Here is a 25,912-nt window from a genome sequence, read left to right as displayed (position 1 = left end):
CAATGAACTCTGCGCCCGATGGCAAGACGCGAGACCGCCTCCTGGATTCTGCTGGTCTGTCTCTGGACAGGCTACCGATGCTTCATGTCATTTTTGATCGTATGGCCACCATATGGGTTGATGGTTTTCGCCACTTGGCGGCCTCTCCCGCATATTGCTCGCTAAGCGCAATCGAAAGCGGACGCATCAACGAGATTCTCGAGCTTTACGAATCAAATGCTATCGCTGGCGTGTTCCAGGCTGTCCAATGGGACAACCAGGTGCTTGTGGGCTTCGATCGTGATTTCATTTTCACGATGATGGAAGTTCTGCTTGGAGCAGACGGCACAGAACCTCCGGTTGACGATGAGCGCGCATTCTCAACGATTGAGTTGAAGATCGCTAGCATGATGTTCGAGCAAATTGGCAAAGCCATGCGCACGGCATTTGCCTTGGCGACTGATACACAGTTCAAGCTTGAACGGTGTGAAACGCGCATGGACTTCGCGGTTATCGGCCGTCGCAACAGCCAGTCTGTTGTTGCGAAGTTTCTGGTGCAGTCGCTGAACCGCGGTGGTGAGATATTTGTACTCATTCCGCAATCCGCGCTGACGCCAATGCGTCAAAATCTATCGCGCGTCATTGCTAGCGAGCCCACGGTACGTGACCCGCGCTGGAGCAAACAGATTGAGTCCGAAGTGCAGCGCGCAGAGGTTTCGCTCAAGGCAGTCCTTGAGAAGCGTTACCTCACACTTGAAGAGATCGCCAGCCTCGAAGTAGGGCAAACAATTCATCTGCAGGCGAGCCCAAAGACCCTGGTTACCCTGGAAAGTGAGGATGAGCCACTTTTCAAATGTTTTCTGGGGAAATCCGAAGGGGCCTATAGCCTGCGCATCGAAGAAATCATCGATAATAAGAAGGATATCATTCAAGATATCCTCAAGCAGTGAGCTTTTAGAAACTACGGTTGGTAAACGCGCATGACGGATGAGACCACAGTCAAATCAGGCATCGCATTATACCTTTTCGGCAGTGCTTACGAGAATCCGCAACCACTTCGTTTGAATGGAAATACGACACGATGTCCAACGATGCAGACGATCAGAACCTGGGTGACGATGGCGCAGATGCGCAGGTCTATTCCCAGCATCGTTTTTCACCTCTCGAAGAAGATGATCATCAGCCAAGTGCCAGCAGCGAGGCACGCAATTTCGATACGATCAAGCGCATTCCTGTTCTCGTTCAGGTCGTGCTTGGTTCGGCTACAATGCCAGTTGCTGCACTGATGAAGCTAGGCAGAGGTGCAGTCGTACCCCTCGATCATCGCGTTGGCGAGCCTGTAGACGTCGTCGTCAACGGCCGTGTTATCGCACGCGGAGAGGTTGTTGTTGTAGAAGATGACAACTCACGCTTTGGCGTGCAGCTGACAGAAATTGTTGGCCCCTCGACCGATGATCTCGGCGGTTGATAGATACTGCGAAATAAAGCATCTCCCGGATAACGGGGGTTTACAAGAATGAGAGTGGATAGCGCACTGAGCAGGTGAGCTATTCTAGCCCTTATTGAACCTTCAGATTTGTAATCAGCATTCTACTAAACAACCTGAAGCGATAGATCGGTGAAGCATAATGAGCGTCCCAGGACAGCCAACCCGCAAAACGATGACCCTGACCACGGGCGTGGATCGGGTTGCGGCTCTTCTTTTGACGGTTGGTAATCCGACAGCGGGACGCCTTCTTCAACATTTCACTTCTGAAGAAATCAAGCTGATCACCCGTTCAGCGGCGGCACTTGGCTCGATACCGCCTGCCCAACAAACACGTCTGGTTGAGGAATTTTCAGCGCAGTTCCAGGCCGGAGCGCAACTATTCGGCACCGCGCACGAAGTCGAAAAATTGCTCACCGGTGTGTTGCCGGCAGAGCAAATCGCCGACATCATGGCAGACGTTCTGGGTAACTCCAGCCAGTCTATCTGGGAACGTATTTCCGGTGTCTCGGAAAATATTCTATCGAGCTATTTGCTTCGAGAGCATCCGCAAACGATTGCGCTTATCCTCTCACGCGTAAAACCGGCCTGCGCCGCAAAGGTTATGACCCATTTTCCGCACAAGCTGCGCAATGATGTGACCCGACGGATGTTGGCTTGCAAACCGATCGTCGATGAAGTCATGCGCTTGATCGAGAGTACGTTGCATGAAGACTTCATGACGAACTTCTCCCGCAACATGGGCTCTGATACACACGCAAAGATGGCGGACATCATTAACAAGATGGACCGCGATAATATGGAAGATATGCTGCAGAGCTTGGCCAATGATCGTCCAAAGTCGGCAGAAATCCTTAAAGGGCTTCTGTTCACCTTCGACGATATTGTCAAGCTTACACCAGCGGCACGTTCGGCGCTTTTCGATGCTGTTCCGGGCGACAAGATCATCATCGCGCTACGTGGTACTGATGCGGAGTATCGCGAAATTGTACTCAGCGCCCTCCCTGCACGTTCACGTCGTTCTGTCGAAAGCGAGCTGGCAAGTGGCCAACCTGTTCCGCAGCGTGAAGTTCTGGAAGCCCGGCGTGCGATTACCGATCTCGCCCTTGATATGGCAGGTCGCGGAGAAATCGATCTGGCATCCGACAATGATCAGGATACCTTCATGCAATAGCGCATGAGGGTGCACGATATCTGCTATCATGCAATTCTTGGATCTGTTTTCTTGCGTTCTTGTGCAAGCATTTACAGAGCTTCTTATTCCACCGCATCATGAAAGCGGAAATGCTATAATAAGGAATAACGGATTGGGGACTGGATACACAGATGTCAGATTCAACCGATCCTGACAGCAAAACCGAAGAACCTACCGAGAAAAAGATACACGACGCGCTTGAGAAAGGTAACGTACCTCAGTCGCGGGAGATGGCTGTTTTTTTCTCTATTGGATGCATTTGCGTCATCCTCTACCTATTTCTATATAACTCGGTTGCGGTCCTTAACAGCTTCCTGACTTTTTTTATCGATGCGCCAGAATCCATAAGATTGAACAGCGGTCCGGATGCTGTTTCGCTCTTGCAGCTTGTTGCAATCAGTGTGGGGGGCTTTCTATTTCCTATCGTCTGCATCTTGATGGTTGGCGGTATTCTCGCTTCGGTGCTGCAGAACGTTCCCCGTATAACACCTGATCGCATTGAACCTAAATGGTCACGCATTTCGCTTCTGGGTGGTTTCAAGCGCATTTTCGGCCTGCAAGGCCAGGTTGAGTTTGCAAAATCAGTCACAAAGCTGCTCATTATCACCATTGTCTGCACTATCCTGCTGAACTCTGAGCAGCATGAGGTTGTGAATGCACTGTTCAGCGATCCGAGCCGTGTGCCCGAGATCATGCTTGGACTAGCGATGCGCCTTGTATCGGCAATCTGCGTCGCAACTGTGCTGCTTGTGGCTGCTGATCTTGTGTGGTCGCGATTTAAATGGCGGCGCGATCTGAAGATGTCACGTCAGGAAATCAAGGACGAGATGCGTCAATCAGACGGCGATCCGTTGGTGAAGGCACGCATGCGCGCTATCGCAATGGACCGTGTGAGAAAGCGCATGATGAATCAAGTTCCGAATGCTTCACTGGTTGTCACCAACCCCACACATTTTGCGATTGCGCTGCGTTATCTGCCGGAAGAAGGTGGCGCGCCTGTTGTTTTGGCCAAGGGCAAGGACCTGATTGCGCTCTCAATCCGTGAAATTGCACAAAAGCACGATATACCACTCATTGAAGACAAGGCTCTGGCAAGGTCCATGTATGATCATGTTGAGATCGACAAATCTATTCCGCCCGAGTTTTACAAGGCTGTAGCGCAACTTTTCTACTACCTGTATCAGCGGAATGGTGCCACTCCATCGGTCAACAGGACACCGTCAAACAATGAATAGGCGATTGGCAAGCAACATTCGTGAGGCAGAACGCTTAATATGTATAAATATTAAGTCGTTCATTGCTGACCTGTGTCTGATCGATAAATCATTTTTGATTGAAAACGTCATCAACGCAAATCACAATAATATTAACGACGTCATTGAATCGTCATCAGAGATGTTTTTTAAACCGGGCACACTTTGTTATGCTTTTAGCTCGCGCTTGACAGAGCGTTACAATACCGTGCCAGCGATCTCGCTTGATATGCGTTTCTCCCATAAGCACGTGCTTGTGCCTTTTTTGCTGCACATTGAAGATGACTTTGTTGGCGTTTCACTGGCGGGTACCAAGTTAGAAAATAAATCACCGTCGATAGCACTAAGCCAATTATCCGATGCCTTATATGAGGCCCGGATTTATGATCGCTTTAACAGCTCATCTCCCCAAGATACTATCTCTCCTCAGCCCCCTTTCTGTCATTAGAACACCGGGCGGCTTATCTCGCTGTTTTTCATTAATTTACCCGGAAAACGGTATCCGTTTTTTGGTACGCAGCTTTATAATTATACCCCTTCAGCTTTTCAAATGATGCACTGTAAGAGGCCTCTGGCCATATACTCTTCCTTGCTTGAATTTGCTCAGTCATTGCGACCCGGTATGATGTCCCACTCCTAACGCCCACAATCTGAACAAGCACGCGCGAATGCGACAGGTTCAGACAAGGTTATGCACCTACTGTCTGAAAGTGGATGGTGGTGTACTTTCAGTTAGTGGTTATTCCGCGCCCCTGAACGTGCCCCAGTCCCGAAATGACAGAGATGTTTTCCCTAAAACATTTGGAAAACAGGCTCTTGTATCAGGAGCTAGGCATGGATCCGATATTCCTGTTCGATTTGGCATCAAAGCAAGCCAACTGGCTTACTTCACGCCAGGCGGTATTATCGAGGAACGTTGCTAACGCGAACACACCAGGGTTTCGCGCGCAGGACATTGAGCCCTTTTCAGCAACAATGGACAAAACCGCACTCGAAATGACCGCAACATCAAGCAGTCATCTCGGTACGAGTTCGGATAATTTACGCACGGCTCGCCCGCGGAACGACACCAAGAATAATTGGGGCGTGTTCCACTCAGGCAACTCGGTAAACATCGAGGAAGAGATGCTGAAGGCCGGCGAGGTTTCGCGGCAATACAGCCTCAACACATCCATCGTGAAAAGCTTTCACAAGTTCATTCTCACCAGCGCTAGAGGACCCGGATGATCATTTCCCCTCTTGAGAATAGAGACGCGCTTGAGATTTCAACGAAAATCGCCGGCTCTGCTATGCGGGCGCAGTCTGCACGAATGCAGGTGGTTGCCCAGAACATCGCTAACGCTGATGCCACTGCCTCAATTCCAGATGGCGATCCATATGCTCGCAAGACCGTAACTTTCAAGCAAGAGATGGATCGTAATCTGGATGCTGAGCTTGTCAGCGTACGGAACATCGGTGTGGACCGCACACCATTTAATATCCGCTATGAGCCAGGACATCCTGCCGCGAATGAGAAGGGCTTTGTAAAAACGCCAAACGTCAACGTGATGGTTGAGTTGGCCGACATGCAGGAAGCCAACCGCTCATTTAGCGCAAATGTACAGATGATCAAATTTACCCGCACCTTGTCGTCCATGACGATTGACCTTCTAAGGACTTAACAATGGTTGGAGCTATCAATGCTATTGACGTTGTGGGTAACGTCACGGGGCTTGCGCCTACGGGAAAAACCCACGCCGCTGTAACAGCCGCTTCAGCTGCTGTTGATTTCGCCTCAGTACTTGGTTCATTGGTGACAGATACGGCGCACAAACTGCGTGCCAGTGAAGCAGCGTCAGCTGCTGGTATTGAAGGCCGTATGTCAACGCAGGCGGTGGTAGAATCCATTATGACTGCCGAGCGATCATTACAGACAACGATGGCTGTACGCGACAAAGTCGTGGCCGCTTATCAGGAAATCAGCCGAATGGCGATCTAGAATGCATTGATTTCGCGCCATAGTGGCCCGCAAACGGTAGCTCTTCTCACACCGGAATATCGGTTCGCAAGAGATACTATTTGGGCTCACTCTGACGGGTACCTCAACTCATTCTTGAGAAGCGTTTACCTGCTGAGTTTGATGATTACAGCTTCATTTTAATCATGGGTCCGGCTTCTGGATCCGCTTGATAGAAGCTTTGTTGGGAGAGTTTCTCATGGGCATTTTGGCAATTGCCGCAACGGGTGCCGAAGCGCAGCAAACCAATGTCGAGGTGATTGCGAATAACATCGCGAACATCAACACAACTGGTTTTAAACGCTCACGGGCTGAGTTTTCTGATCTGCTCTACCAAAACCTCAGAGTGCCAGGCGTACCCAATCAAACAACTGAAGGTACAATTCCTGAAGGCTCACGGCTTGGCGTTGGTACACGCATAAGCGCTATCCGTAATGTCCATAAGCAGGGATCGCTAACGCAGACCGGTAACGATTTTGATGTGGCAATTGTGGGGCGTGGCTGGTTTCAGATCCAGGGCCCGAATGATGAAATTCTCTACACCCGCGCTGGTGCGTTTAACAAAAACGAAAATGGACAGCTGGTAACCTTGGATGGGTATCAAATCGAGTCACCTATCGGTGAAATACCTGAGGATACTGTTCAGGTCACAATCAACGATGCAGGACAGGTTCATGCGCTGCGTGGAAATAATGCTGCGCCTGAAGAACTAGGTCAACTCAATCTCGTAACCTTCCCTAATGATGTTGGTCTTGCACCTGTGGGGAGCAACCTGTTTCGCGAAACGCTAGCTTCGGGCGCTCCTATCGTTGTTGTTCCAGGGGATCCCGGTGTTGGCACAATCAAACAAGGTTACCTTGAAGCCTCAAACGTTGATCCGGTAAAGGAAATCACAGAACTCATCAGCGCTCAACGTGCATACGAGATGAATTCGAAAGTGATCCAGGCTGGCGATGAAATGTTGGCAACCATCTCCAAGGGTATCCGCTAAGTCATCGCGGTTTGGTCTTGTCTGACTGAACCGCGATTTAACATGTTGATCTGGCGAATTTTACTAGCTGAATGCCATGCGCTTCACTTGTAAATAGGTTAGGAACTTCATGCGGTTTTTCTACTAGGTTTTTAGCATCAAGCAAGGGTACTTAAACCTTCGGGGATAAAAGCTCTAAATCGGGACATCGTTCCTGAGCCTTGAGTGCTTCACGGTTATGCGGTGGCACCATGTGTCGATCTCATTACCATGTGTTCTGGTTTCTTTGTGTCTGGATGTTGCCATGCTTCGCGTATCTGCTTTTTGCAGAATCCTTCTTTGCTTAGGAGCGGTTCTCGCGGTTTCCCATCCGGGACAGGCGCAAGAAAAGGGCACGTATGCAACGCCCACGGTCACCATTTACGCGGGGGATGTGATTGAGAACGACATGGTAGATGAGCGCGAATTTGCGCAACTACGCCCCGTACGCGGTGGATACGCCACTTCCGCTGAAGCGCTGATCGGCAAGGTTGCACGTCGCTCACTCATACCCGGCCTGGCCATTCCCCAGAATGCTGTCGAAAATGCCAAGCTCGTGCAGAAAGGCGTGCCAACGAAGCTCATTTTTGAGGACGGAGGGCTGTCAATGGTAACACTTGTTTCCCCTCTGCAAGCTGGCGAGCTAAACGAAGTCATCAAAGCCCGAAATGTCGATAGCGGCCTCGTCGTTTACGGCACAGTACAATCAGATGGCAGCTTGCGCGCCGGGGAGAGCCATTGATGCTGAGAATACTTCTCGCAGCACTGTTCGTTCTTAACGCCGGCTTTGCACTGGCTAATACGCGCATCAAAGATATTGTTACCTTGCAAGGGGTTCGCGATAATCAGCTTATCGGCTATGGCCTTGTCATCGGCCTGCAAGGTACTGGCGACTCATTGCGTAATTCACCCTTCACGGAGCAAGCCCTGCAATCAATGTTGGAGCGCATGGGCATCAACGTGCGCAACTCAACACTGCGCACACGCAATACAGCGGCCGTCATGGTCACAGCTGATATTCCGGCATTTACGGGCACAGGTACACGCATCGACGTTAGCGTATCATCTTTAGGCGACGCACAATCACTGAAAGGCGGCACCCTGTTGATTACCCCCCTCATGGGAGGCGATGGGGAGAACTATGCCGTAGCACAAGGTCCAATTGCAGTTTCGGGTTTTACTGTCGCCGGACAGGCTGAAAGCCTAACCCAGGGCGTTCCAACAGCTGGCAGAATTCCTAATGGTGCGCTGATTGAACGTCCGTTGCCGGGGCGTTTCAATGATATTGGCGTCCTTGTGCTTGAGCTGCGTAACCCGGATTTCAACACCGCAACGCGCATTGCTGATGCAATCAATCGTTACACACGTCAGCATTTCAAAGCGCCAACTGCACAGGTTCGGGATCAGCGCAGCGTGGTGGTTCAGCGCCCAGCTAAAGTCAACACAGCGCGCTTCATGGCTGCCATTGGCAATTTGATGATAACGCCGGATACCTCCGCAAAGGTGGTCGTAGATCAGCGAACGGGCACGGTTGTCATCGGCAGGGATGTTACGATTTCCACTGTCGCTCTCACGCATGGCAACCTGACCGTGCGCGTAACAGAACTGCCGCAGACCTCACAGCCCGCACCATTCTCCGATGGCGAGACGGTCATTGAGCCACGCACAATGGTTTCTGCAGATGAGCAGAATGGCCATCTCTCCATCGTCTCAGGTACAAGCCTGCAATCACTGGTGCGCGGGCTTAATCAGATTGGTCTTAAGCCAACAGATATCATTTCTATTCTACAAACGATCAAAACAGCAGGCGCCCTACAAGCGGATCTTATCGTTCAATGATATCAACGGATGCAATCAAAGCCTTTACTGTGGCGCTGGGGATAATGTTTCCCCTGGCGGCAGAGGCTGCGTCGGCAAATGAAAAGCCTCTTGTCATTGCACAAGCAACAGGATCGCGGACAGCTCCAGCTGCAGGCGCTGCTGCGACAGGTAGGGCCACCCCTGCCCCAACAGCTCCTGCGCAGCCCCCTACTGTTGCAAACACGGAGGGGGTAACTGGCACAGAAGCGCCTCAGCCCAATCCGTATTGCGAAGCAGTGGTTGATGTCGCAGCGGATGCACGCTTTGCATGGCAGGCAAAAACCCTTGAAGCCATGCGCCTGGACCTGGAAGACCGCGCAGCCAAGCTTGAAGAAAAACGTGCTGAGACAGAGCTCTGGCTTAAGCGCCGACAAGAATTTCTTGATCGGACAGAGGGGCGGATTGTTTCCATATACTCACGTATGCGCGCTGACGCAGCAGCAGCCCAGATAGCTGCAATGCAGGACGATGCAGCTGTCGCATTGCTTTCAAAAATCGATGCCCGCGCTGCCAGCGCCATCTTCAACGAGATGGAACCAGGACGCGCAGCCCATCTAACAAGCGTCATCACCGGTGTCCTTAAGCGGACAGCCCAAACCAAGGCGAGGCCAAAATGACATCGCAATTGCCCTCCCCTTTTGCAACACGCGTACGCTGGCCACTCGGCATTGTCCTTACCATAGGAACTGCTCTGATGGGCGGATGTACGGCCATGCAAGATGTTGGCCGTGAGCCACCAATGACACCAGTCGGCACTGGTCTTTCAGTAGAACGCGCCCCCCTGCCAGGCAACTTTCCCACGTGGAATGGCCACGCATATCATTCGCTATGGGGGCAGCAGGGTAAATCACTTTTCCAGGATCCGCGAGCTACCAATGTCGGTGATATCGTCACGGTTATTATTGCCATTGACGACAAGGCATCGTTTGACAACACCTCTGAGCGCAAGCGTGCCTCAAGTGCAAACCTTGGGCTAGATCTGGGTTTCAGCACTCCCAGCCACACCACCAGCTTATCAGGTGACGGCAGTATCACATCAAATTCGCGCTCCAAGGGTGAAGGCACCATCGATCGCTCTGAAAAACTCAGACTTTCGGTTGCAGGCGTCGTGACGGAAGTGCTGCCGAACGGCAATCTTCTAGTCAGTGGGTCGCAAGAGGTACGTGTGAATTATGAGGTGCGGCTACTAAACATCGCCGGCATCGTTCGGCCTCGCGATATCTCACGGAATAACACGATTGCCTATGAGAAAATCGCAGAAGCCCGCATCTCTTACGGTGGACGCGGCCGCTTGAATGAAGTTCAGCAGCCAGCTATTGGCCAGCAGCTTTATGATAACCTGACACCATTCTAATACTCTTTGCTCGAATTCGTGTGATGGGAACATGTCTGACGTAACCGTTGTCGAAAACCCACCTGCTCCACCACAAGAGGGGGGCGCGCGCACCATCATCATGGCGATCGTCGTGCTGACATTGCTCGCTATTCTTTTAGGCGGCGGCATCGGTTTTCTTATGTCGAGCAGCATCGAGAAGAATATCGCACGGAAAGAGGAGCAGGCAGCTTCTTCCCATAGCGGGCCTGCACCTAAACATTACACCGACGACATCACGTTAGTGCAGCTTGAACCCATCACCACCAATCTGATGTCTCCAGATTCAGTGTTCATTAAAATTGAATCTTCGCTTGTAGTTCCCAAAGAAGTAGGCGAAGACAAGAATCTGATAGCCATACTCACTGCTGAAATTTCGCAGGATCTTCTAACCTTCATGCGCACCGTAACCCTCGCCCAACTTCAAGGTCCCTCAGGCTTGCAGAACCTCCGTGAGGATCTTAGCGACCGGGTGGCCATTCGCTCGGAAGGCAAAGTGCGCGAGCTCATTCTTGAAACGGTAGTTGTTCAGTGAATCCTCGCCGTTTGATGGGCCTTTCCTGGCCAGCTTTTGCTTTGTCAGCGCTGCTACTCCCTGTGCTGACGCTTCCTGCGTTTGCGCAGATTCCCGATCTTTCAGCACTCATCCCACAGGGAGATGCTTCTGCTGCGGGCCGGATTATCCAGATTGCTGCACTGCTGACCGTATTGTCGGTAGCACCAGGTCTGTTGATTATGGTGACAAGCTTTACACGCTTGATCATTGCATTATCATTCTTGCGCTCTGGCCTTGGCATGCAGAGCACGCCTTCCAACATTGTGATGACCACACTCGCAATGTTCATGACGTTCTATATCATGTCTCCAACGTTTGATCGTGCCTGGCAGGGTGGTGTGGTGCCGTTGATGGAAAACCGCATCACTGAAGAGCAGGCATTCACGGAAATCACCGAGCCATTTCGCGAGTTCATGCTATCACAGGTACGCAACAAGGATTTGCGTCTGTTTGCTGATCTAGCAGAAATCAACTTCCCACCCCCTGCGCAAACGCCTCAACAGGGTGCCACACCCAACCAGCAAGACCCCAATGTCGAGCAGGTTGAGTTACGTGTACTGATCCCTGCGTTTCTTATTTCAGAACTGCGGCGAGGCTTTGAAATTGGCTTTCTGATCGCGTTGCCATTCCTCGTTATCGATATGATTGTCGCCACGCTGGTGATGTCGATGGGTATGATGATGATGCCTCCCACAGTACTGGCGCTGCCGTTCAAGGTGCTGTTCTTCATCCTTATTGATGGCTGGAACTTGCTAACAAGCGGACTGGTGCGATCGTTTTTTTAATGATCGACCAAACCGCTTCAACAGCGCTGATTAATGCGCCTCCCGCCAGCAAATACACCAATCAAAAACAGCCTGAAGGTCTCATCGGTCTAGCTCACCTCAACTATGCGCTAGCCGTCACCCATCAGAAACGCCAGACGAGCTTACCCTTCAGGTTTTGAGAGCTGTTTTTCACTCCCATTTTCCCGCCAGCTAAAAAAGCTATTTATGCTAGCCTCAAATATAAAATGTTATAATTCGCCATAAAAAGCGGGGAAGCCTTCATGACCAAGCCAGCCATCACCGATCGTCCTGCACTGGCCTTCAATGGTTATCTTGCAATGATTGTGAGCCTCGCGCTTCTGATCGGAGCGGTTGCTTTGGGGCTTCTGGAGCTGGCTCGGCCATTCTCATCTGGCGGGCCGAATTTCAGCACGATTGGCATTTATGCGGTGCTGGCTGTATTGGCGCTTTATGCCTTATCCGGTACCTATTCGCTGCAGCCCAATGAAGCTGCGGTATTGCAATTGTTTGGCGCCTACATCGGCACAGACGACACCCCCGGTCTTCGCTGGACAATCCCCCTGTTTTCCCGCGCTATTCTTTCACGACGCCTCCAAACAGAGGAAGTAGGCCCACTCAAGGTGAATGACCGCTCCGGCAACCCCATTGAGGTTGGAGCTGTGGTTGTGTGGCGTGTTTTTGATGCTGCCCGCGCTGCGTTACAGGTCAACAATTACCGGCAGTTTGTCAGCTCGCAGGCTGAGACGGGTCTACGTCATCTGGCCGGGAGCTATCCCTATGACAACTGGTCGGCGCACCTGGCACAACCAGCAGCCACTCCCACCCCCGAACCTGCAGCGGTCGTTTCATTACGTGATGGTGGCGACCTCCTTGTCAGCGAGCTAACCCATCAAGTAGCGCAACGCCTTGCACCAGCTGGCATCGTGGTTGACGAGGCCCGGTTTACGCATCTTGCGTATGCGCCGGAAATTGCACAGGCGATGCTGCGCCCACAGCAGGCATCAGCCGTGATTGCAGCCCGCGAAATCATTGCTCAAGGCGCCGTCAGTATTGCTGTTGAAGCAGCAAAGACACTCGCCGAACAAGGCGTGCTCTACGATGATCTGGAAAAAGCCCGCATGATCAGCAACATCCTCACTGTCCTTGTCTCGGACAAAGATGCCTCGCCTGTGCTCAATATTGGCGCAAACCATAAGTCATGACCTTAAATTATCATGCACCGGCAGCTTTTGCTGAGGCAACATATTGCCTGCATTGCCGAATCGGGAGCGCGCCGATTACAATCCTGCGTGGGTGTTACGGTTACGTAGGGTAATCGAACAGGTTGTCACGCTGGTCGGGCCGCTAGCGGGGAGTTTCTTGAGATGACACAACCCCGCCAAAATCGATCACCAACCCGGATTCAATACGCGACACGACGCGCCTTCCGGGCATTGGAATCGTTTTTCCATATTGAAGCCATCAGCGGCATTATCCTGCTATTTGCAGCTGCTATCGCATTAATTTGGGCTAATTCGTCTTTCGCCCCTAGCTACCACGCCTTATGGCACACGCCGATCAGCATCGGCATTGGCGAATTCACATTTTCGCGCAGTCTGCATTTCTGGGTCAATGATGCGCTGATGACGGTATTCTTCCTGGTCGTAGGCATGGAGATCCGTCGCGAATTATATGACGGCGCTTTATCAAATGTACGACAAGCCACTCTGCCCATCTTCGCGGCAATTGGCGGTGTCATTGTGCCGGCGCTTATCTTTCTTTCCTTCAACCATGAACCCGTGGTGCGCAATGGCTGGGCCGTGCCTGCAGCAACCGATATCGCTTTTGCAGTAGGTGTTCTGGCGTTGTTGGGAAAATCAGTACCTAACAACATTCGCATCCTGCTGCTGGCATTGGCGATTATCGATGATGTCATCGCCATTCTGATCATTGCGCTGTTTTATTCGGGTGGCATTGATACATACGGGCTGTTTGTTGCCTTCACGGGTGTTGCGGCCGTTCTAAGTCTGCAAATGGTCGGCATCGGCAATGCATGGGCTTATGTCGCGCCGGGCTTTGCAATTTGGCTGGGCTTGATGGAGAGTGGTGCTCACCCTACCCTGGCAGGTGTCGTGCTGGGTATGATGACGCCTGTGCTGCCAGGACGCAGTATCGATCGGCCGATCGACACCGCTATCCGCGCCATCAGCGAGGTGGCAAAACGCATCCATGGCACCCCGGGGAACCAAAGAACCGAAGCCGAGCTAGCGCAACCATTAAAAGAATTACGGCTTGCACAACGCGAACTGGTCTCACCTGTTACACGCGTTGTTCAGGCGCTGCACCCATGGGTGGCCTTCGGCATTATGCCCCTGTTCGCGCTCGCGAATGCTGGCATCACCCTGCAGGATATCAATCTCACAATTCCCGGCGGCACCAGCATAATGCTGGGTGTCATTGCGGGGCTAGTCGTTGGCAAACCATTAGGTGTGATGCTTGCTAGCTGGATTGCCGTACGCACAGGCTTTTGCAAACTGCCAGCGCAGACCAACTGGCGGGGCATATTGTTAATTGGCTTGTTAGGTGGCATTGGCTTCACGATGTCAATCTTCGTCGCCAATCTCGCTTTTACCGACCCCAATCTGCTTGGCGCGGCAAAGCTGGGCGTGCTGATTGCATCAGTTCTCGCAGCCAGCTTCGGCCTCTGCTACGGACTGGTAAGCGCCCGGCTTAGCCGGAAAAATATTTAAGCTGGCTGCGCTTTAGTGGCAAGACTGGCAAGTCAAACGTTATGAGACTATAAAGCCAAAATGAGCTTCTCTGACGATGAAATAGAACGCTATGCCCGCCATATCGTCATGCGCGATATTGGTGGACCAGGACAGACAAAATTAAAGCGCGCGCGCGTGCTCGTCATCGGCGCGGGCGGTCTTGGTGCACCTGTTCTGTCGTATCTAGCGGCAGCGGGCGTTGGCAAACTCGGCATTGTCGATGATGACATGGTCTCTCTCTCCAACTTGCAGCGGCAGATAATCCACGGCACATCCGATATCGGCCGCCTGAAAACAGAAAGCGCCAAAGCTGCGATCCACCATCTTAACCCCCATGTTGAAGTGGCCTGTCACACCCTGCGTCTTGATGCCAGCAACGCGCCGGACATCATCCGGGCTTATGACGTTATTGCCGATGGCTCGGATAACTTCGCCACCCGCTATCTTGTGGCAGACATCTGTCACGCTGAGAAAAAGCCGCTGATTGCTGGTGCAATGGGACAGTTTGATGCATCGCTCACCACGCTGCGCCCCTTCGAGACAGCACCAGATGGCCGTCCCTACCCATCCTACCGCACACTATTTCCCGAACCTCCCGCGCCCGGTACGACACCGACATGCGAAGAAGCAGGAGTGCTAGGCGCGCTTCCCGGTATCGTCGGCAGCATGATGGCGCTGGAGGTCATTCGCGCTATCGTAGGCTTTGGTGATAGCCTCGTCGGCAAACTTCTTGTGATCGACACACTGACGATGCGCTTTGAGACACTGCGATACTAATAAATGACATTAGCCGTCCGAAGGCATAAGTATTTTTAATTTTTCTTTTATATCAATATCTTATAATAATTACTCAATATTTACGAAACGAAAGATCCGGCTAACTCTTGCGTGTTGCAGTGCAATATGGCATATTATTATAAGTGCTGCTCAAGATAGGGAGGGCTGGATGAAATACATGATTACCGTCGCTCTCTCCGAGCCGTTTCCGCTGTAGCGCGGATTGGCTGGCTCCCTGCTTCTTGCAGGTTCAGATTTTTCCTTCTTCATCACGGTTTATGCGAACGCGCCACGTATGCGCTGACTTCGCTCAATTTGGGATCGGCTGCTTTGGAGCCGAAGTGTTTTCATGTCTGCTCATCACTCAACTGGACGGCCAGAGCCGTTCCGGGCTGTTCTCACCTTCACCTTCCGTCTTTGGAGGCATCAACCTCTAACGCTATGCATTGTATTAGCGACCATGATGGGCGGCACAATCGCCAGCCTTTTTGTGCCCGTGTTTGCCGGTCAGCTTGTTGATGCAATTGCAGAAGCAAACTCCGCTACCTCACACATTGCATGGACAGCACTGGTAGCAATCGCAGCGCTTGGCGCGTTCACTACAGCGCTCCGATTCTTCGGCTTTCTCGGCATTACCCGCCTGACACTGCGAACCATGGCGAATGTTGCAAGCGATGCATTTGCGCGCCTGCAGCGTTTCTCCACGGATTGGCATGCCAATAACTTCGCGGGCTCAACCGTACGCAAGATTACACGCGGCATGTGGGCGCTTGATGCACTGACGGATACATTGCTGATTGCATTGCTGCCTTCTCTTGTTGTGCTTATCGGCGCCACGGCACTGCTTGCATGGCGCTGGCCAGTGATGGGCGCTATCGTGCTCATTGGCGGTATGATTTATGTTGCGGTAGCTGCAACACTCTCACTGCGGTTTGTTGCACCAGCAGCGCGGTTGGCCAACAGTTGGGATACAAAGCTTGGTGGAGTGCTGGCGGATGCTATCTCGTGCAATCCCGTGGTTAAGGCTTTCGGCGCAGAGGCACGGGAGGACGAACGTTTAACGCGCACCATAAGCAAATGGCGCATGCGCACGCGTCGCACCTGGATACGCGGTACGATATCCGGCACAACGCAAGAAAGCATTCTGATTACGTTGCAAGCTGCCGTTATTGGCCTGGTGATCTGGTTGTGGTCCCGCGGTCAGGCAACAGCGGGCGATGTCACATTTGTGCTCACCAGCTATGCCATCGTGCATGGTTATCTGCGTGATGTGGGTTTTTACCTGCAGAACTTGCAGCGCTCCGTCAATGACATGGAAGAGCTGGTTGCCATGCACGCCCTCCCCTTTGGCGTGGCTGATCATGACGGCGCTATTCCTATACATGTCACCGATGGGGCAATCGCGTTTGAGGATGTCACCTTCCATTACCATGGCCATGAGAAGCCGCTTTATCGCGATTTCTCGCTGACCATCGCTGCGGGAGAAAAGGTTGGCCTTGTTGGTCATTCAGGCTCAGGGAAAACGACGTTCGTCAAATTGATACAGCGGCTTTATGATGTGACGGAAGGGTGCATTACCATTGATGGGCAGGATATCGCCAAAGCAACACAGGTAAGCCTACGCGCACAAATCGCCATCGTGCAGCAGGAACCCGTGCTGTTCCACCGTTCATTGGAGGAAAACATCGCCTATGGCCGGCCAAACGCTTCAATGGCGGAGATCGAACATGCTGCACGGCTTGCCAATGCGCATGATTTTATCGCACATCTTCCTAAAGGCTACGGCACCCTGGTGGGCGAACGTGGCATCAAGCTTTCTGGCGGCGAACGCCAACGGGTTGCTCTTGCGCGAGCCTTTCTGGCTGATGCACCAATCCTTATTCTGGACGAAGCAACATCCAGCCTGGACTCTGAATCAGAAGCCCTGATTCAAGAAGCGATGGAGCGCCTGATGCAGGGCCGAACCACCATCGTGATTGCCCACCGCCTATCAACGGTGCGGGCGATGGATCGCATTCTGGTGTTCGATCGTGGCAACGTGGTTGAAGAAGGAAATCACCAAGCGCTTCTCACCCGTGACAACGGTACCTATCGGGCCTTATTCGAACGCCAGGTTAGCGAATTGGCAAAGGGTATAGTGGTCTAAGAACCTCTTTGCATCAAAGCCTTAAGAACGGACATACTTGGCGACAGCAAATAGCTGTCGCCAAAAATCGGTAAGCATAATCGTTATGCTATGATACAATTTTCAGGTATGAACACCGCACCTCGGAGATTGATCCAGGAAAAGGGTTTTAAAGTGTAGGGAGCAACGTATGTTGCGTACAGACCAAGTCAAATTACTGGCTGAGTTGGGATTTATTGCACTTATGCGCAATATGGACGACAACGCGCGAAAGATTTTCAAAGGCGTTGAAGCTGCACGTCCTGAGCAGGAAGCTGCAGCCATTGGGTTAGCAATGCTTGACCTGAAAACGAATAATATTGATTCTGCCATTGATCGCCTGAAAAAATTCAGTTCCAGTGAAAAGGCGCTGACATTTCTAGGTTTGGCCTTCTTTCGAAAAGGCGAAACTGCCAAGGCTGTCAAGGTCTTGAACGATGCAATTTCTATTGGAGAGAATACAGAGGCCAGCACACTGGCTAAAGATATTTTGCAAGCAATCGCAAATGAACAAGGAGCCTGATCAACGCAGACTGCTTGAAAGAAACATTAATGCACATTCCCTTTATTAGCAGCATGTAATATTTATAGCTTAGATCTCTCTTCACTCTGGACGAAACGGAGAGGAATGCCTTCTCGCTCGACAAATGCATCTTGAATGCCAAGAGCCACTGGAAATTATTCCTGAATATGGATAAGGGCTACTAGCGAGTAAGTTATCCAGAGAGAATCTATGGCCTATTTCCCAACCTGGCGTCTCACAAAGAACGCCACTGTGTTGCCTGATGAGCGCCTGCCTATAACAGCTGCAGTGCCGATGGGCATCCAGCATGTGCTGGCGATGTCCGGCTCCACCATCGTAGCACCGCTGATCATGGGGTTTGACCCCAATGTCGCCGTGTTTTTCTCTGGCATCGGCACACTCTTATTCTTTTTGCTCACGGCGGGTCGGGTGCCAAGTTATCTTGGCTCATCTTTCGCTTTCATCGCGGTAGTTATTGCCGCCACTGGCTATTCGGGCAGCGGTCCAAACCCTAATATCGGCCTTGCCCTCGGTGGCATCATTGCTTGTGGCGCGCTTTACTCGGTAATAGGCCTGATTGTCATGGCCCTTGGCACGGGGTGGGTTGAAAAGCTTATGCCGCCTGCAGTTACGGGTGCGATAGGCGTTGCCATTGGCCTTAACCTTGCACCCGTGGCTGTGGGGCAGTTGAAGGGTACGGGCACGCACATTACCATCGCGCTACTAACGGTACTTTTCATGGCTGTTATCTCAGCCTACGGCCCACGTGCCACCAGACGTGTAGCGGTATTGCTGGCATTGCTTGCTGGTTATCTGCTGGTACTCATCTTCGGTAACGGCTTTGGCATGGTGCCTGGCATAAACTTTACAGCGGTTAGCCAAGCGACCTGGTTTGGTTTGCCACAATTCTCCGCGCCTGAGTTCAGCTGGCCCGCGATGACATTGATCGCACCTGTCGCCATCGTATTGGTTGCTGAAAATCTAGGCCACATAAAAGCACTAGGTGCGATCACCGGCCAGAATATGGACCGTTACATCGGCCGTAGCTTTCTTGGTGATGGTCTGGCTACAATGATTTCCGGCGCTGGCGGTGGCACTGGTGTAACAACCTATGCCGAAAATATTGGCGTTATGGCCATGACCAAAGTTTATTCAACGCTGGTCTTCGTGATTGCAGCCATGGTTGCACTTATGCTCGGCATGTCGCCCAAGTTCGGTGCCATCCTGCAAACCATTCCAGCCCCTGTGCTGGCGGGGCTTGCAGTCTCGGTTTTCGGTCTGATTGCCTCTGCGATGACGCGGATCTGGGTTGGAAACAAAGTCGACTTTGCAGATCCACGCAATCTCTTCACCGTTGGTGTAGCGCTAATCTTTGGAGCTGGAGACTTTACACTGACAATCGGTGATTTCTCCCTTGGCGGCATCGGCACGTCGACCCTTGCCGCACTTGTTCTTTATCAGCTTCTGGGCATTGGTCGCAGGGAAAAAAGCCCGGCACAGGAAGCCGTAGCAGAATAATAAAAAAGCCTGATGATACTGTTACCTGGCGTGATGTTTGAGCCTCGCCAGGTTTCACTCAATCGCATTCTATAGCCCTCTGATGTTCATCTTATGCATTTTCATGTGAGGAACATGCAGAATGGTATTCTGCATTTCTCCAATCGAAATATTATTGTGTAACGTTGCTTTGGAATTGATATGCATCCAAATCAGGGGACACGATGAGCAGCGGCATTTACTATATCATAGCTGTACTCGTAGGTATGATTGCAGGCGCAATTGGTGCTGTGTTTCATATGAGTGTCGATAAACTCACGACTACCTGGCCCGTTTTTCTGCAGGACTCTCTACAGCTTTCAGGCGCCCCTCTATACATTTCGGCAGCACTGATCGCTGCCATTATGGCTGTATGCTCCCTTTGGCTTATACGTCGTTTTGCGCCAGAAGCTGGCGGATCAGGCGTTCAGGAGATCGAAGGCGCCATGGAGGGTGTGCGCACCTTGCGCTGGTATCGCGTTCTACCGGTCAAATTCTTTGGTGGTCTGCTGTCTCTGGGATCAGGAATGGTTCTGGGGCGCGAAGGGCCAACCATTCATATGGGAGCCGCAGTTGCCAAGGCAGCATCAGATATTATGCGCTGGCCGGACAAGGATATGCGCGCCATGCTGGCAGCGGGTGGCGCGGCAGGGCTAGCTGCTGCGTTTAATGCTCCCCTTGCCGCACTGCTCTTCATCATTGAGGAGACAAGAAAGCAATTCCCCTATAGCCCGCGTTCCTATATTGCGGTGGCCCTCGCCGCAATAAGCAGCGCTATTGTGACACAATATTTAACCGGCAAAGTGCCCTATATGGAGCTCGCCGTTCCGGCTATGCCCTATATTACCTACCCCGCATTTATTGTGTTGGGCTTGCTTCTTGGCGTGCTGGGTGTTGCGTTTAATCGATCTCTGGTATGGTCTCTGGACAGCGTGCGCCAGCTGGGAATACGCACTTCTTTTTACATTTTCCCGCTTTGCATCGGCCTTGTCATTGGCGTTCTGATGTTTGCCCGACCAGAAGCAACTTTAGGTGGAGAGCTGCTGGCGGTCCATCTTGCAAAAGCCTCCCTGCCGTTGGGAGTTCTGGCAATCATTGCGCTATTGCGTTTCATTATGACCCTGACGAGCTATTCAACGGGTGTCGCAGGCGGTATTTTTGCCCCCATTCTGGCATTGGCAGCATCGGTTGGCTTATGTTTCGCTGCAGTCTTATCCCTATTTATCAGCCTGCCAGACAGCGTTCATGTTGCACTCGCCATCTCGGCGATGGGAGGGTTATTTGCCGCCACCATCGGCGCGCCAATGGTGGGTATGGTGCTTGTCATTGAGCTAACGGGTGCCTATGAGATTTTGATCCCCATTATGCTGACAACCATATTTGCCAATATGGCAGCGCAATGGTTAGGCGGGCGGCCGATCTATGAGGTGCTGCTTGAGCGCACCCTTGCAATCGAGGCAGAAGAGCAGAAACCATCGAACTGATTGGCCACTTGGCTTATAACGCCTCCCGCTGCAAAGCAGCCGTTCTGGTTTTAAGCTTGTAGCTTACGAAAAGCACGCCAATCCAGATAGGCAAAGCGAACACGGCCATCTTCATATCTGGCAACTGCGTCATCGCAACCATGACCACCATCATGAAGCCAATGCAGAAGTAATTAGCAAATGGGTAGAAGAGCGCTGGAAAGATAAGCTCTCCTATCCTGGCCGCATGCATACGGCGAAACCGCAGATGCATCAGGATGATCAGCCCCCAGGTAATCACAGCTGCGGCAATAGCAATTGCCATCACCTGCATGAAGGCAGACCCCGGAATTAAATAATTTAGCACAACCGCACCCAGCGTGCAGGCTGAAGAGAAGAGAATGGCCACATAAGGCACCTGATTAGTGCTGACCTTCATGAATATACGTGGGGCATTTCCCTGCTCTGCAAGGCTAAAAAGCATTCTGCCATTGCTGTAAATAGCGCTGTTGTAGACTGAGATAGCGGCTGACAGGACAACGAAATTGAGGATGTTCGCCGCCGACCCTATACCGAGTTTCGAAAATATCGTGACAAATGGACTGCCCTCCATACCAATCTTGTTCCATGGAAAAATGATCATGAGAACAGCAAGCGAGCCAATATAGAAAAGCAGTATGCGCCACATGACCTGCTTGATGGCACGGGGAATGCTCTTGCGCGGCTCTTCAGCTTCGCCAGCCGTGATGCCGATCAATTCAGTCCCACCAAATGAAAACATTACAACAGCAAGCGACAGAACAAGCCCCCATGCTCCATGGGGCAGGAAACCACCATATTCCCATAGATTGCTCACGCTGACAGTAGGGCCTCCAAGATCAAGCACGATCAGAACAATACCGAGCACAATCATGCCGATAACAGCAGCGACCTTGATAATCGCGAACCAGAACTCCATCTCGCCAAAAAAACGAACGTTCTTCAGGTTTATGACGGTGACAATCATGAGAACCGCCAGCGATGTCATCCAGGATGGAATATCGGGAAACCAATAGGCCACGTAAATACCAACGACGGTAAGTTCTGCCATCGAAACCAGAACGTAGAGCATCCAATAGTTCCAGCCAGCAAGAAAGCCGGGAAACTCGCCCCAGTATTTGAATGCGAAATAGCTGAAAGCACCTGAGACAGGCTCTTGCGCAGACATCTCGCCAAGCATTCGCATGATCAGATAAATAACTGCTCCGCCCATCAGATAGGACAGAATAATACCCGGCCCCACCAACTGGATTGATGCAGCTGAACCGTAGAACAAGCCAGTTCCAATTGCACCACCCAGCGCAATCATCTGGATATGGCGGTTCTTCAGACGGCGCGCCAATGGAGCCGCATTATTCGCAGACATTAATTACCTTTCAAGCCAATATTCAGGAGAGCAGCATAACAATGAGAATGCCGCCAACAGTCAGCAGCGTGTTGGAAACCGCGTAAGTGACGGTATAGCCCAACACTGGCACCTGACTACCTGCTTCATCCGTAATCATAGTGAGAGCTGGCGTTGCAATACACGCACCGGCGCAACATCCCAATACAAGCGCGTTATCGAAGCGGAAGATGTACTTGCCGATGTAAAGCGCCAGGATTACAGGCACACTGGTAACGACAATTCCCCACAGAAACAGACTCATGCCGACCTCCTGAACACCAGCAACAAAGCTGGGGCCAGATGCAATGCCGATGACGCCAATAAAGGTGTTCAGTCCCACCACATTCATAAACCAGACCACCGAGGGTGGAATATTGCCGAAGGTAGGATGCACGGATCGCAACCAGCCTGCTACAATACCGGCAACCAATACACCACCAGCAATTGATAAGGTCAGCGGCATTGAGCCAATGGTAATCAAGGGTGCGCCGAAGATTGCACCAAGCACAATGGCGATGAACAGAAATGTTATATCAGTTTGCTTGGTGGAGAAATCCGCACGCCCAACAGCATCCAGCGCCTCACGTATGCGCTGCGGTCTGCCCGATACTGTCAGTACGTCGCCCCGATGCAGAACTGTTTGCGCCAGTATCGGAATTTCAGATCCTGTCGCGCCTCGGCGAATGCGGTTTAGAAAAATGCCGCGTGTGATGTCGAGATGCGCCAGCTCACCCAAAGTCTTGCCATCAAAAGCGCGCTTGGTGACCAGAACATCCATGCCCTGATCGGGTACATCAAGCAGGTCTGCGTCATCCTTCTCCTCAACGCCAATCGCAAACAGGTTATGGAGCGCACCGCGTGCACCTGCCGCGCCGATAATATCGCCTTCTTGCAGCACGGTGGTTTCATCTGCATTGATGATTTGCCCATTGCGGCGAATACGATCTATGAAAACGCGCAAATGCGGGATGCTGGCCTCAACCTCGGCAACCGTTTTGCCAACTTGCGGGGCGACTTTCGATAATTCATAGGCACGGATGATGTAATGATGCCAGAACGTGCCCCGGTCATCATCCACACCGCCCATCTTGATCGCATATTGCTTGCAGGCAACTGGCAGATCGATGCCCAGTAGCCTGCGTCCCAGCTGCCCCACGATGAGCGTAGAGCCAACCGTGCCGTAGATGTACGTCATGGCAAAGGCCGTTGATACGGCAGCAACCAGCCCATGTATTTCATTTGCTGAAAGATTCAGTCGGCCAATAGCGTTCGTCGCAAGCCCCAGCGCTGACGAAATAGTCGCCCCTCCGGCAAAAAGCCCCGCACCATAGCCAATGTTATATCCGGCGATGCGCGTTACCAACCAGGCTGTGCTGAGAAACAGCAGGCTGACAACCGTTGCAAACAAAGCTTGCGGAATGCCATCGCGCGCAATACCACGCACAAATTGCGGGCCGACGCTGTAGCCCACCGCAAAAAGAAACAAAAGAAAGAAGACATTCGCAATATCGCGCGCAATTGGAATATCAAGCTGCCCAATCAGGATGCCCACCAGAAGCGTGGTTGTAACAGTACCCAGGCTGAAGCTTTTAAACTGCAGAATGCCAAGCGGATAGCCAATCGCGACAGCGAGAAATAGCGCAATCTCGGGATTCTCCCGCAGCGTCGTGACAAACCAATCCCATATAAACAAATGTCTTCTCCAATCGGATGCGAGGCCGTGAGCCCAATTTGGCGAGGAATGCAGCTGACTAGTGCTAAGCTCGCTAACATAATGCATGAACTTGGTCTACCAGCGCGATAAGCTGGAATGAAAAAGACTTCAGAAAGGCATCAACATCAAACAATAACCAACCATAGGTTGCAGCATACTGCAGCGGGTCGCGCATTTATTAGAAAACAATCCCATAAACTTTAAAATACAACATGCTACATTTAAATATTTCATTGAATTATTTTAAATTCATGAAACGCACAAAATATCACTCAACAAAATATTATAATTTTATGGCTTGACGCTTGCTGCAAGTGAAGGCTTAATGCTTCAGCTTCCGATGCGGTCTATAATGTATTGGAAATGCTGTAAAATATGCCAATGCGATGACAGATGTGACACCTGTTGATTGATAGCGGTATAATAAGAGAATACTGCAATCATCAACATAGAGAACGCCATACCTGCGCAAGAGAGGCCAAGTTGTCCTTGCCAATCGATCATTCATTTGCAGCACAAGTGAAAGCCTGGATCAGCGCAGATAATGCCATCGCTAGTTGTATACTTATGAATATCAGTGAAGGCATCGCTTTTGGTGCTTCATCTTGATGGGAGTGAAACAGTGACATCAGCATCTTCTAAGCCCCCAAAACTCAGTCCACTCGATGATATCTATGCTTCAGGTGATTTAGGGACATCATTGGAGAAGTCGAAATTTCCTGTAAAGGAAAGAGACCCACACAATGTGTTTGCAGCGGTACGTGATGAGTTGATGCTCGATGGCAATTCGCGGCAGAACCTTGCTACCTTCTGTCAGACATGGGTCGATGAAGAGATTCATGATCTGATGGAGCTGTCCATCGATAAGAACATGATCGACAAGGACGAATATCCGCAAACAGCCGAGATCGAAGCACGGTGCGTGCGCATGATTGCGGATCTGTGGAACTCGCCAGATGCGGAAAATACGCTGGGTTGTTCAACCGTGGGATCGTCAGAAGCTGCAATGCTTGGCGGTTTGGCCCTGAAGTGGCAGTGGCGCAAAAAGCGTCAGGCTGCAGGCCTGCCAACTGATAAACCCAACCTCATCTGCGGTCCCGTGCAGATATGCTGGCACAAATTCGCCCGCTATTTCGATGTGGAACTGCGCGAGATCCCACTTGATGGTGACCGCTACATCATGAATGCGGAAGAAGTCATCAAGCGCGTGGACGAAAATACCATCGGCGTTGTGCCTACCCTGGGCGTTACCTTCACGGGACAATATGAGCCGGTGAAGGCTGTGCACGATGCTCTCGACAAGCTGCAGAAAGAAAAAGGCCTCGACATTCCAATCCACGTCGATGGCGCCAGTGGCGGATTCCTTGCCCCATTCTGTGCACCAGACCTTCCGTGGGATTTCCGTCTGCCACGTGTGAAGTCAATCAACTCTTCCGGCCACAAGTTTGGTTTGGCGCCTCTGGGCGTGGGCTGGGTTGTTTGGCGTGAGGCAAAGGATCTGCCAGAAGATTTGATTTTCAACGTCAATTATCTTGGCGGCAACATGCCAACGTTCGCGCTAAATTTCTCACGTCCCGGCGGACAGGTGATTGCGCAATACTATAACTTCCTGCGTCTTGGGCGCGAGGGATACGCAAAGATCCAGAACGCCTGCTATGATACAGCACTGTATCTCTCAAAAGAAATCGGCAAGCTCGGTCCTTTCGAGATCATCTTTGATGGCAACAGCAAGGAAGGCATTCCGGCCATGTGCTGGAAGCTGAAGGATGCCAAGGGCATCGGCGGTTATACGCTTTATGATCTGGCGGACAGGCTGCGCAGCCGCGGCTGGCAAGTGCCGGCATATTCCATGCCTGCAAACCGCGAGGATCTCGTTGTGCAGCGTATTCTGGTGCGCCACGGCGTGAGCCGGGATCTTGCATGCCTGCTGATGGATGACATCAAGCGGTCGCTTGAATTCTTCGAGAAGCATCCAGTCGTTAATCCCCTGACGGACGAGGAAGCTGGCGGTTTCAACCACGCCTGATTTCCCTCGTAAAATAAGGCTTCAAAACCTTGAGAGCGT

25 protein-coding genes are annotated in these 25,912 nt (G+C 51.7%); 23 read left to right on the top strand and 2 right to left on the bottom strand.

Translation table 11 applies throughout. From position 1 onward, the window contains the following. The first annotated feature begins 2 nt into the window (after positions 1-2). The 22 genes from VRZ32_RS12145 to clcA all read left to right on the top strand — a co-directional run bounded on the left by VRZ32_RS12145 (position 3) and on the right by clcA (position 20,728). Complete coding sequence (locus VRZ32_RS12145; protein ID WP_414525981.1) at positions 3-929, top strand: flagellar motor switch protein FliM; 927 nt, start codon at positions 3-5, stop codon at positions 927-929. Positions 930-1,060: 131 nt separating this feature from the next. After that, positions 1,061-1,447 carry a flagellar motor switch protein FliN gene (gene fliN, locus VRZ32_RS12140; protein ID WP_414525980.1) on the top strand — a complete coding sequence of 129 codons (387 nt, stop codon included), beginning with the start codon at positions 1,061-1,063 and terminating at the stop codon, positions 1,445-1,447. A gap of 160 nt (positions 1,448-1,607) precedes the next feature. Beyond that, positions 1,608-2,639, top strand: coding sequence for a flagellar motor switch protein FliG (locus VRZ32_RS12135; protein ID WP_414525979.1), 1,032 nt, complete (start codon positions 1,608-1,610; stop codon positions 2,637-2,639). A 152-nt stretch (positions 2,640-2,791) separates the two neighbouring features. Then, positions 2,792-3,895, top strand: coding sequence for a flagellar biosynthesis protein FlhB (gene flhB, locus VRZ32_RS12130; RefSeq protein ID WP_414525978.1), 1,104 nt, complete (start codon positions 2,792-2,794; stop codon positions 3,893-3,895). Positions 3,896-3,899: 4 nt separating this feature from the next. After that, positions 3,900-4,361, top strand: a complete 462-nt coding sequence (locus tag VRZ32_RS12125; protein ID WP_414525977.1) for a hypothetical protein — start codon at positions 3,900-3,902, stop codon at positions 4,359-4,361. A 386-nt stretch (positions 4,362-4,747) separates the two neighbouring features. Continuing rightward, positions 4,748-5,140 carry a flagellar basal body rod protein FlgB gene (gene flgB, locus VRZ32_RS12120; protein WP_414525976.1) on the top strand — a complete coding sequence of 131 codons (393 nt, stop codon included), beginning with the start codon at positions 4,748-4,750 and terminating at the stop codon, positions 5,138-5,140. Next, positions 5,137-5,574 (top strand): flagellar basal body rod protein FlgC, encoded by a 438-nt coding sequence (gene flgC, locus VRZ32_RS12115; protein WP_414525975.1) that lies wholly within the window; start codon positions 5,137-5,139, stop codon positions 5,572-5,574. Before flgB ends, flgC begins: the two co-directional genes overlap by 4 nt. A gap of 2 nt (positions 5,575-5,576) precedes the next feature. Beyond that, positions 5,577-5,891 (top strand): flagellar hook-basal body complex protein FliE, encoded by a 315-nt coding sequence (locus VRZ32_RS12110; RefSeq protein ID WP_414525974.1) that lies wholly within the window; start codon positions 5,577-5,579, stop codon positions 5,889-5,891. Between the two features lie 217 nt (positions 5,892-6,108). Continuing rightward, the gene (gene flgG, locus VRZ32_RS12105) at positions 6,109-6,900 is read left to right on the top strand and encodes a flagellar basal-body rod protein FlgG (protein WP_414525973.1); all 792 of its coding nucleotides are present in this window, start codon (positions 6,109-6,111) and stop codon (positions 6,898-6,900) included. A 283-nt stretch (positions 6,901-7,183) separates the two neighbouring features. After that, a complete protein-coding gene (flgA, locus tag VRZ32_RS12100) occupies positions 7,184-7,660 on the top strand; it encodes a flagellar basal body P-ring formation chaperone FlgA (RefSeq protein WP_414525972.1) in 477 nt (158 codons plus the stop codon). After that, entirely contained in the window at positions 7,660-8,757 is a 1,098-nt protein-coding gene (flgI, locus tag VRZ32_RS12095; protein WP_414525971.1) for a flagellar basal body P-ring protein FlgI, read from the top strand. Before flgA ends, flgI begins: the two co-directional genes overlap by 1 nt. Continuing rightward, positions 8,754-9,395 carry a MotE family protein gene (locus VRZ32_RS12090; protein WP_414525970.1) on the top strand — a complete coding sequence of 214 codons (642 nt, stop codon included), beginning with the start codon at positions 8,754-8,756 and terminating at the stop codon, positions 9,393-9,395. The genes flgI and VRZ32_RS12090 overlap by 4 nt, the downstream gene beginning before the upstream one ends. Then, the gene (gene flgH / locus VRZ32_RS12085) at positions 9,392-10,132 is read left to right on the top strand and encodes a flagellar basal body L-ring protein FlgH (RefSeq protein ID WP_414525969.1); all 741 of its coding nucleotides are present in this window, start codon (positions 9,392-9,394) and stop codon (positions 10,130-10,132) included. The genes VRZ32_RS12090 and flgH overlap by 4 nt, the downstream gene beginning before the upstream one ends. 31 nt (positions 10,133-10,163) lie before the next feature. Continuing rightward, a complete protein-coding gene (fliL, locus tag VRZ32_RS12080) occupies positions 10,164-10,685 on the top strand; it encodes a flagellar basal body-associated protein FliL (protein WP_414525968.1) in 522 nt (173 codons plus the stop codon). A 14-nt stretch (positions 10,686-10,699) separates the two neighbouring features. Beyond that, the gene (gene fliP, locus VRZ32_RS12075) at positions 10,700-11,491 is read left to right on the top strand and encodes a flagellar type III secretion system pore protein FliP (protein WP_414526209.1); all 792 of its coding nucleotides are present in this window, start codon (positions 10,700-10,702) and stop codon (positions 11,489-11,491) included. A gap of 263 nt (positions 11,492-11,754) precedes the next feature. Further along, positions 11,755-12,696 carry an SPFH domain-containing protein gene (locus VRZ32_RS12070; protein ID WP_414525967.1) on the top strand — a complete coding sequence of 314 codons (942 nt, stop codon included), beginning with the start codon at positions 11,755-11,757 and terminating at the stop codon, positions 12,694-12,696. A gap of 162 nt (positions 12,697-12,858) precedes the next feature. Next, positions 12,859-14,223, top strand: a complete 1,365-nt coding sequence (gene nhaA, locus VRZ32_RS12065; RefSeq protein WP_414525966.1) for a Na+/H+ antiporter NhaA — start codon at positions 12,859-12,861, stop codon at positions 14,221-14,223. A 60-nt stretch (positions 14,224-14,283) separates the two neighbouring features. After that, entirely contained in the window at positions 14,284-15,021 is a 738-nt protein-coding gene (locus VRZ32_RS12060) for a HesA/MoeB/ThiF family protein (RefSeq protein WP_414525965.1), read from the top strand. A gap of 349 nt (positions 15,022-15,370) precedes the next feature. Then, on the top strand, positions 15,371-17,167 hold the full coding sequence (locus VRZ32_RS12055; RefSeq protein WP_414525964.1) for an ABC transporter ATP-binding protein: 1,797 nt from the start codon (positions 15,371-15,373) through the stop codon (positions 17,165-17,167). A 169-nt stretch (positions 17,168-17,336) separates the two neighbouring features. Continuing rightward, on the top strand, positions 17,337-17,708 hold the full coding sequence (locus VRZ32_RS12050) for a tetratricopeptide repeat protein (RefSeq protein WP_414525963.1): 372 nt from the start codon (positions 17,337-17,339) through the stop codon (positions 17,706-17,708). A 210-nt stretch (positions 17,709-17,918) separates the two neighbouring features. Further along, positions 17,919-19,226 (top strand): solute carrier family 23 protein, encoded by a 1,308-nt coding sequence (locus VRZ32_RS12045; protein ID WP_414525962.1) that lies wholly within the window; start codon positions 17,919-17,921, stop codon positions 19,224-19,226. Positions 19,227-19,429: 203 nt separating this feature from the next. Then, a complete protein-coding gene (gene clcA, locus VRZ32_RS12040; protein ID WP_414525961.1) occupies positions 19,430-20,728 on the top strand; it encodes a H(+)/Cl(-) exchange transporter ClcA in 1,299 nt (432 codons plus the stop codon). A 13-nt stretch (positions 20,729-20,741) separates the two neighbouring features. Here the strand turns inward: clcA and VRZ32_RS12035 are convergent, their stop codons facing one another. Continuing rightward, positions 20,742-22,112 (bottom strand): amino acid permease, encoded by a 1,371-nt coding sequence (locus tag VRZ32_RS12035; protein WP_414525960.1) that lies wholly within the window; start codon positions 22,110-22,112, stop codon positions 20,742-20,744. A gap of 22 nt (positions 22,113-22,134) precedes the next feature. Then, positions 22,135-23,826: an aspartate-alanine antiporter gene (gene aspT / locus VRZ32_RS12030; protein WP_414525959.1), complete on the bottom strand. Its 1,692-nt coding sequence runs from the start codon at positions 23,824-23,826 to the stop codon at positions 22,135-22,137. A 691-nt stretch (positions 23,827-24,517) separates the two neighbouring features. Here aspT and VRZ32_RS12025 point away from each other — a divergent pair. Next, the gene (locus tag VRZ32_RS12025) at positions 24,518-25,873 is read left to right on the top strand and encodes a glutamate decarboxylase (protein ID WP_414526208.1); all 1,356 of its coding nucleotides are present in this window, start codon (positions 24,518-24,520) and stop codon (positions 25,871-25,873) included. Positions 25,874-25,912 lie beyond the last annotated feature (39 nt).

It is taken from the genome of Pseudochelatococcus sp. G4_1912, assembly GCF_047501465.1.
GTDB lineage: Bacteria > Pseudomonadota > Alphaproteobacteria > Rhizobiales > Beijerinckiaceae > Pseudochelatococcus.
This window is presented reverse-complemented; position numbering and strand designations above follow the sequence as displayed.

Coding starts and splice junctions, on each gene's coding strand:
- flgG (WP_414525973.1), top strand. CDS start 6,109: ATGGGCATTTTGGCAATTGCCGCAACGGGTGCCGAAGCGCAGCAAACC.
- VRZ32_RS12135 (WP_414525979.1), top strand. CDS start 1,608: ATGAGCGTCCCAGGACAGCCAACCCGCAAAACGATGACCCTGACCACG.
- VRZ32_RS12050 (WP_414525963.1), top strand. CDS start 17,337: ATGTTGCGTACAGACCAAGTCAAATTACTGGCTGAGTTGGGATTTATT.
- flgA (WP_414525972.1), top strand. CDS start 7,184: ATGCTTCGCGTATCTGCTTTTTGCAGAATCCTTCTTTGCTTAGGAGCG.
- VRZ32_RS12070 (WP_414525967.1), top strand. CDS start 11,755: ATGACCAAGCCAGCCATCACCGATCGTCCTGCACTGGCCTTCAATGGT.
- fliN (WP_414525980.1), top strand. CDS start 1,061: ATGTCCAACGATGCAGACGATCAGAACCTGGGTGACGATGGCGCAGAT.
- VRZ32_RS12055 (WP_414525964.1), top strand. CDS start 15,371: ATGTCTGCTCATCACTCAACTGGACGGCCAGAGCCGTTCCGGGCTGTT.
- nhaA (WP_414525966.1), top strand. CDS start 12,859: ATGACACAACCCCGCCAAAATCGATCACCAACCCGGATTCAATACGCG.
- flgI (WP_414525971.1), top strand. CDS start 7,660: ATGCTGAGAATACTTCTCGCAGCACTGTTCGTTCTTAACGCCGGCTTT.
- VRZ32_RS12110 (WP_414525974.1), top strand. CDS start 5,577: ATGGTTGGAGCTATCAATGCTATTGACGTTGTGGGTAACGTCACGGGG.
- flhB (WP_414525978.1), top strand. CDS start 2,792: ATGTCAGATTCAACCGATCCTGACAGCAAAACCGAAGAACCTACCGAG.
- VRZ32_RS12090 (WP_414525970.1), top strand. CDS start 8,754: ATGATATCAACGGATGCAATCAAAGCCTTTACTGTGGCGCTGGGGATA.
- VRZ32_RS12145 (WP_414525981.1), top strand. CDS start 3: ATGAACTCTGCGCCCGATGGCAAGACGCGAGACCGCCTCCTGGATTCT.
- VRZ32_RS12045 (WP_414525962.1), top strand. CDS start 17,919: ATGGCCTATTTCCCAACCTGGCGTCTCACAAAGAACGCCACTGTGTTG.
- VRZ32_RS12035 (WP_414525960.1), bottom strand. CDS start 22,112: ATGTCTGCGAATAATGCGGCTCCATTGGCGCGCCGTCTGAAGAACCGC.
- VRZ32_RS12060 (WP_414525965.1), top strand. CDS start 14,284: ATGAGCTTCTCTGACGATGAAATAGAACGCTATGCCCGCCATATCGTC.
- fliL (WP_414525968.1), top strand. CDS start 10,164: ATGTCTGACGTAACCGTTGTCGAAAACCCACCTGCTCCACCACAAGAG.
- clcA (WP_414525961.1), top strand. CDS start 19,430: ATGAGCAGCGGCATTTACTATATCATAGCTGTACTCGTAGGTATGATT.
- flgC (WP_414525975.1), top strand. CDS start 5,137: ATGATCATTTCCCCTCTTGAGAATAGAGACGCGCTTGAGATTTCAACG.
- flgH (WP_414525969.1), top strand. CDS start 9,392: ATGACATCGCAATTGCCCTCCCCTTTTGCAACACGCGTACGCTGGCCA.
- flgB (WP_414525976.1), top strand. CDS start 4,748: ATGGATCCGATATTCCTGTTCGATTTGGCATCAAAGCAAGCCAACTGG.
- fliP (WP_414526209.1), top strand. CDS start 10,700: ATGGGCCTTTCCTGGCCAGCTTTTGCTTTGTCAGCGCTGCTACTCCCT.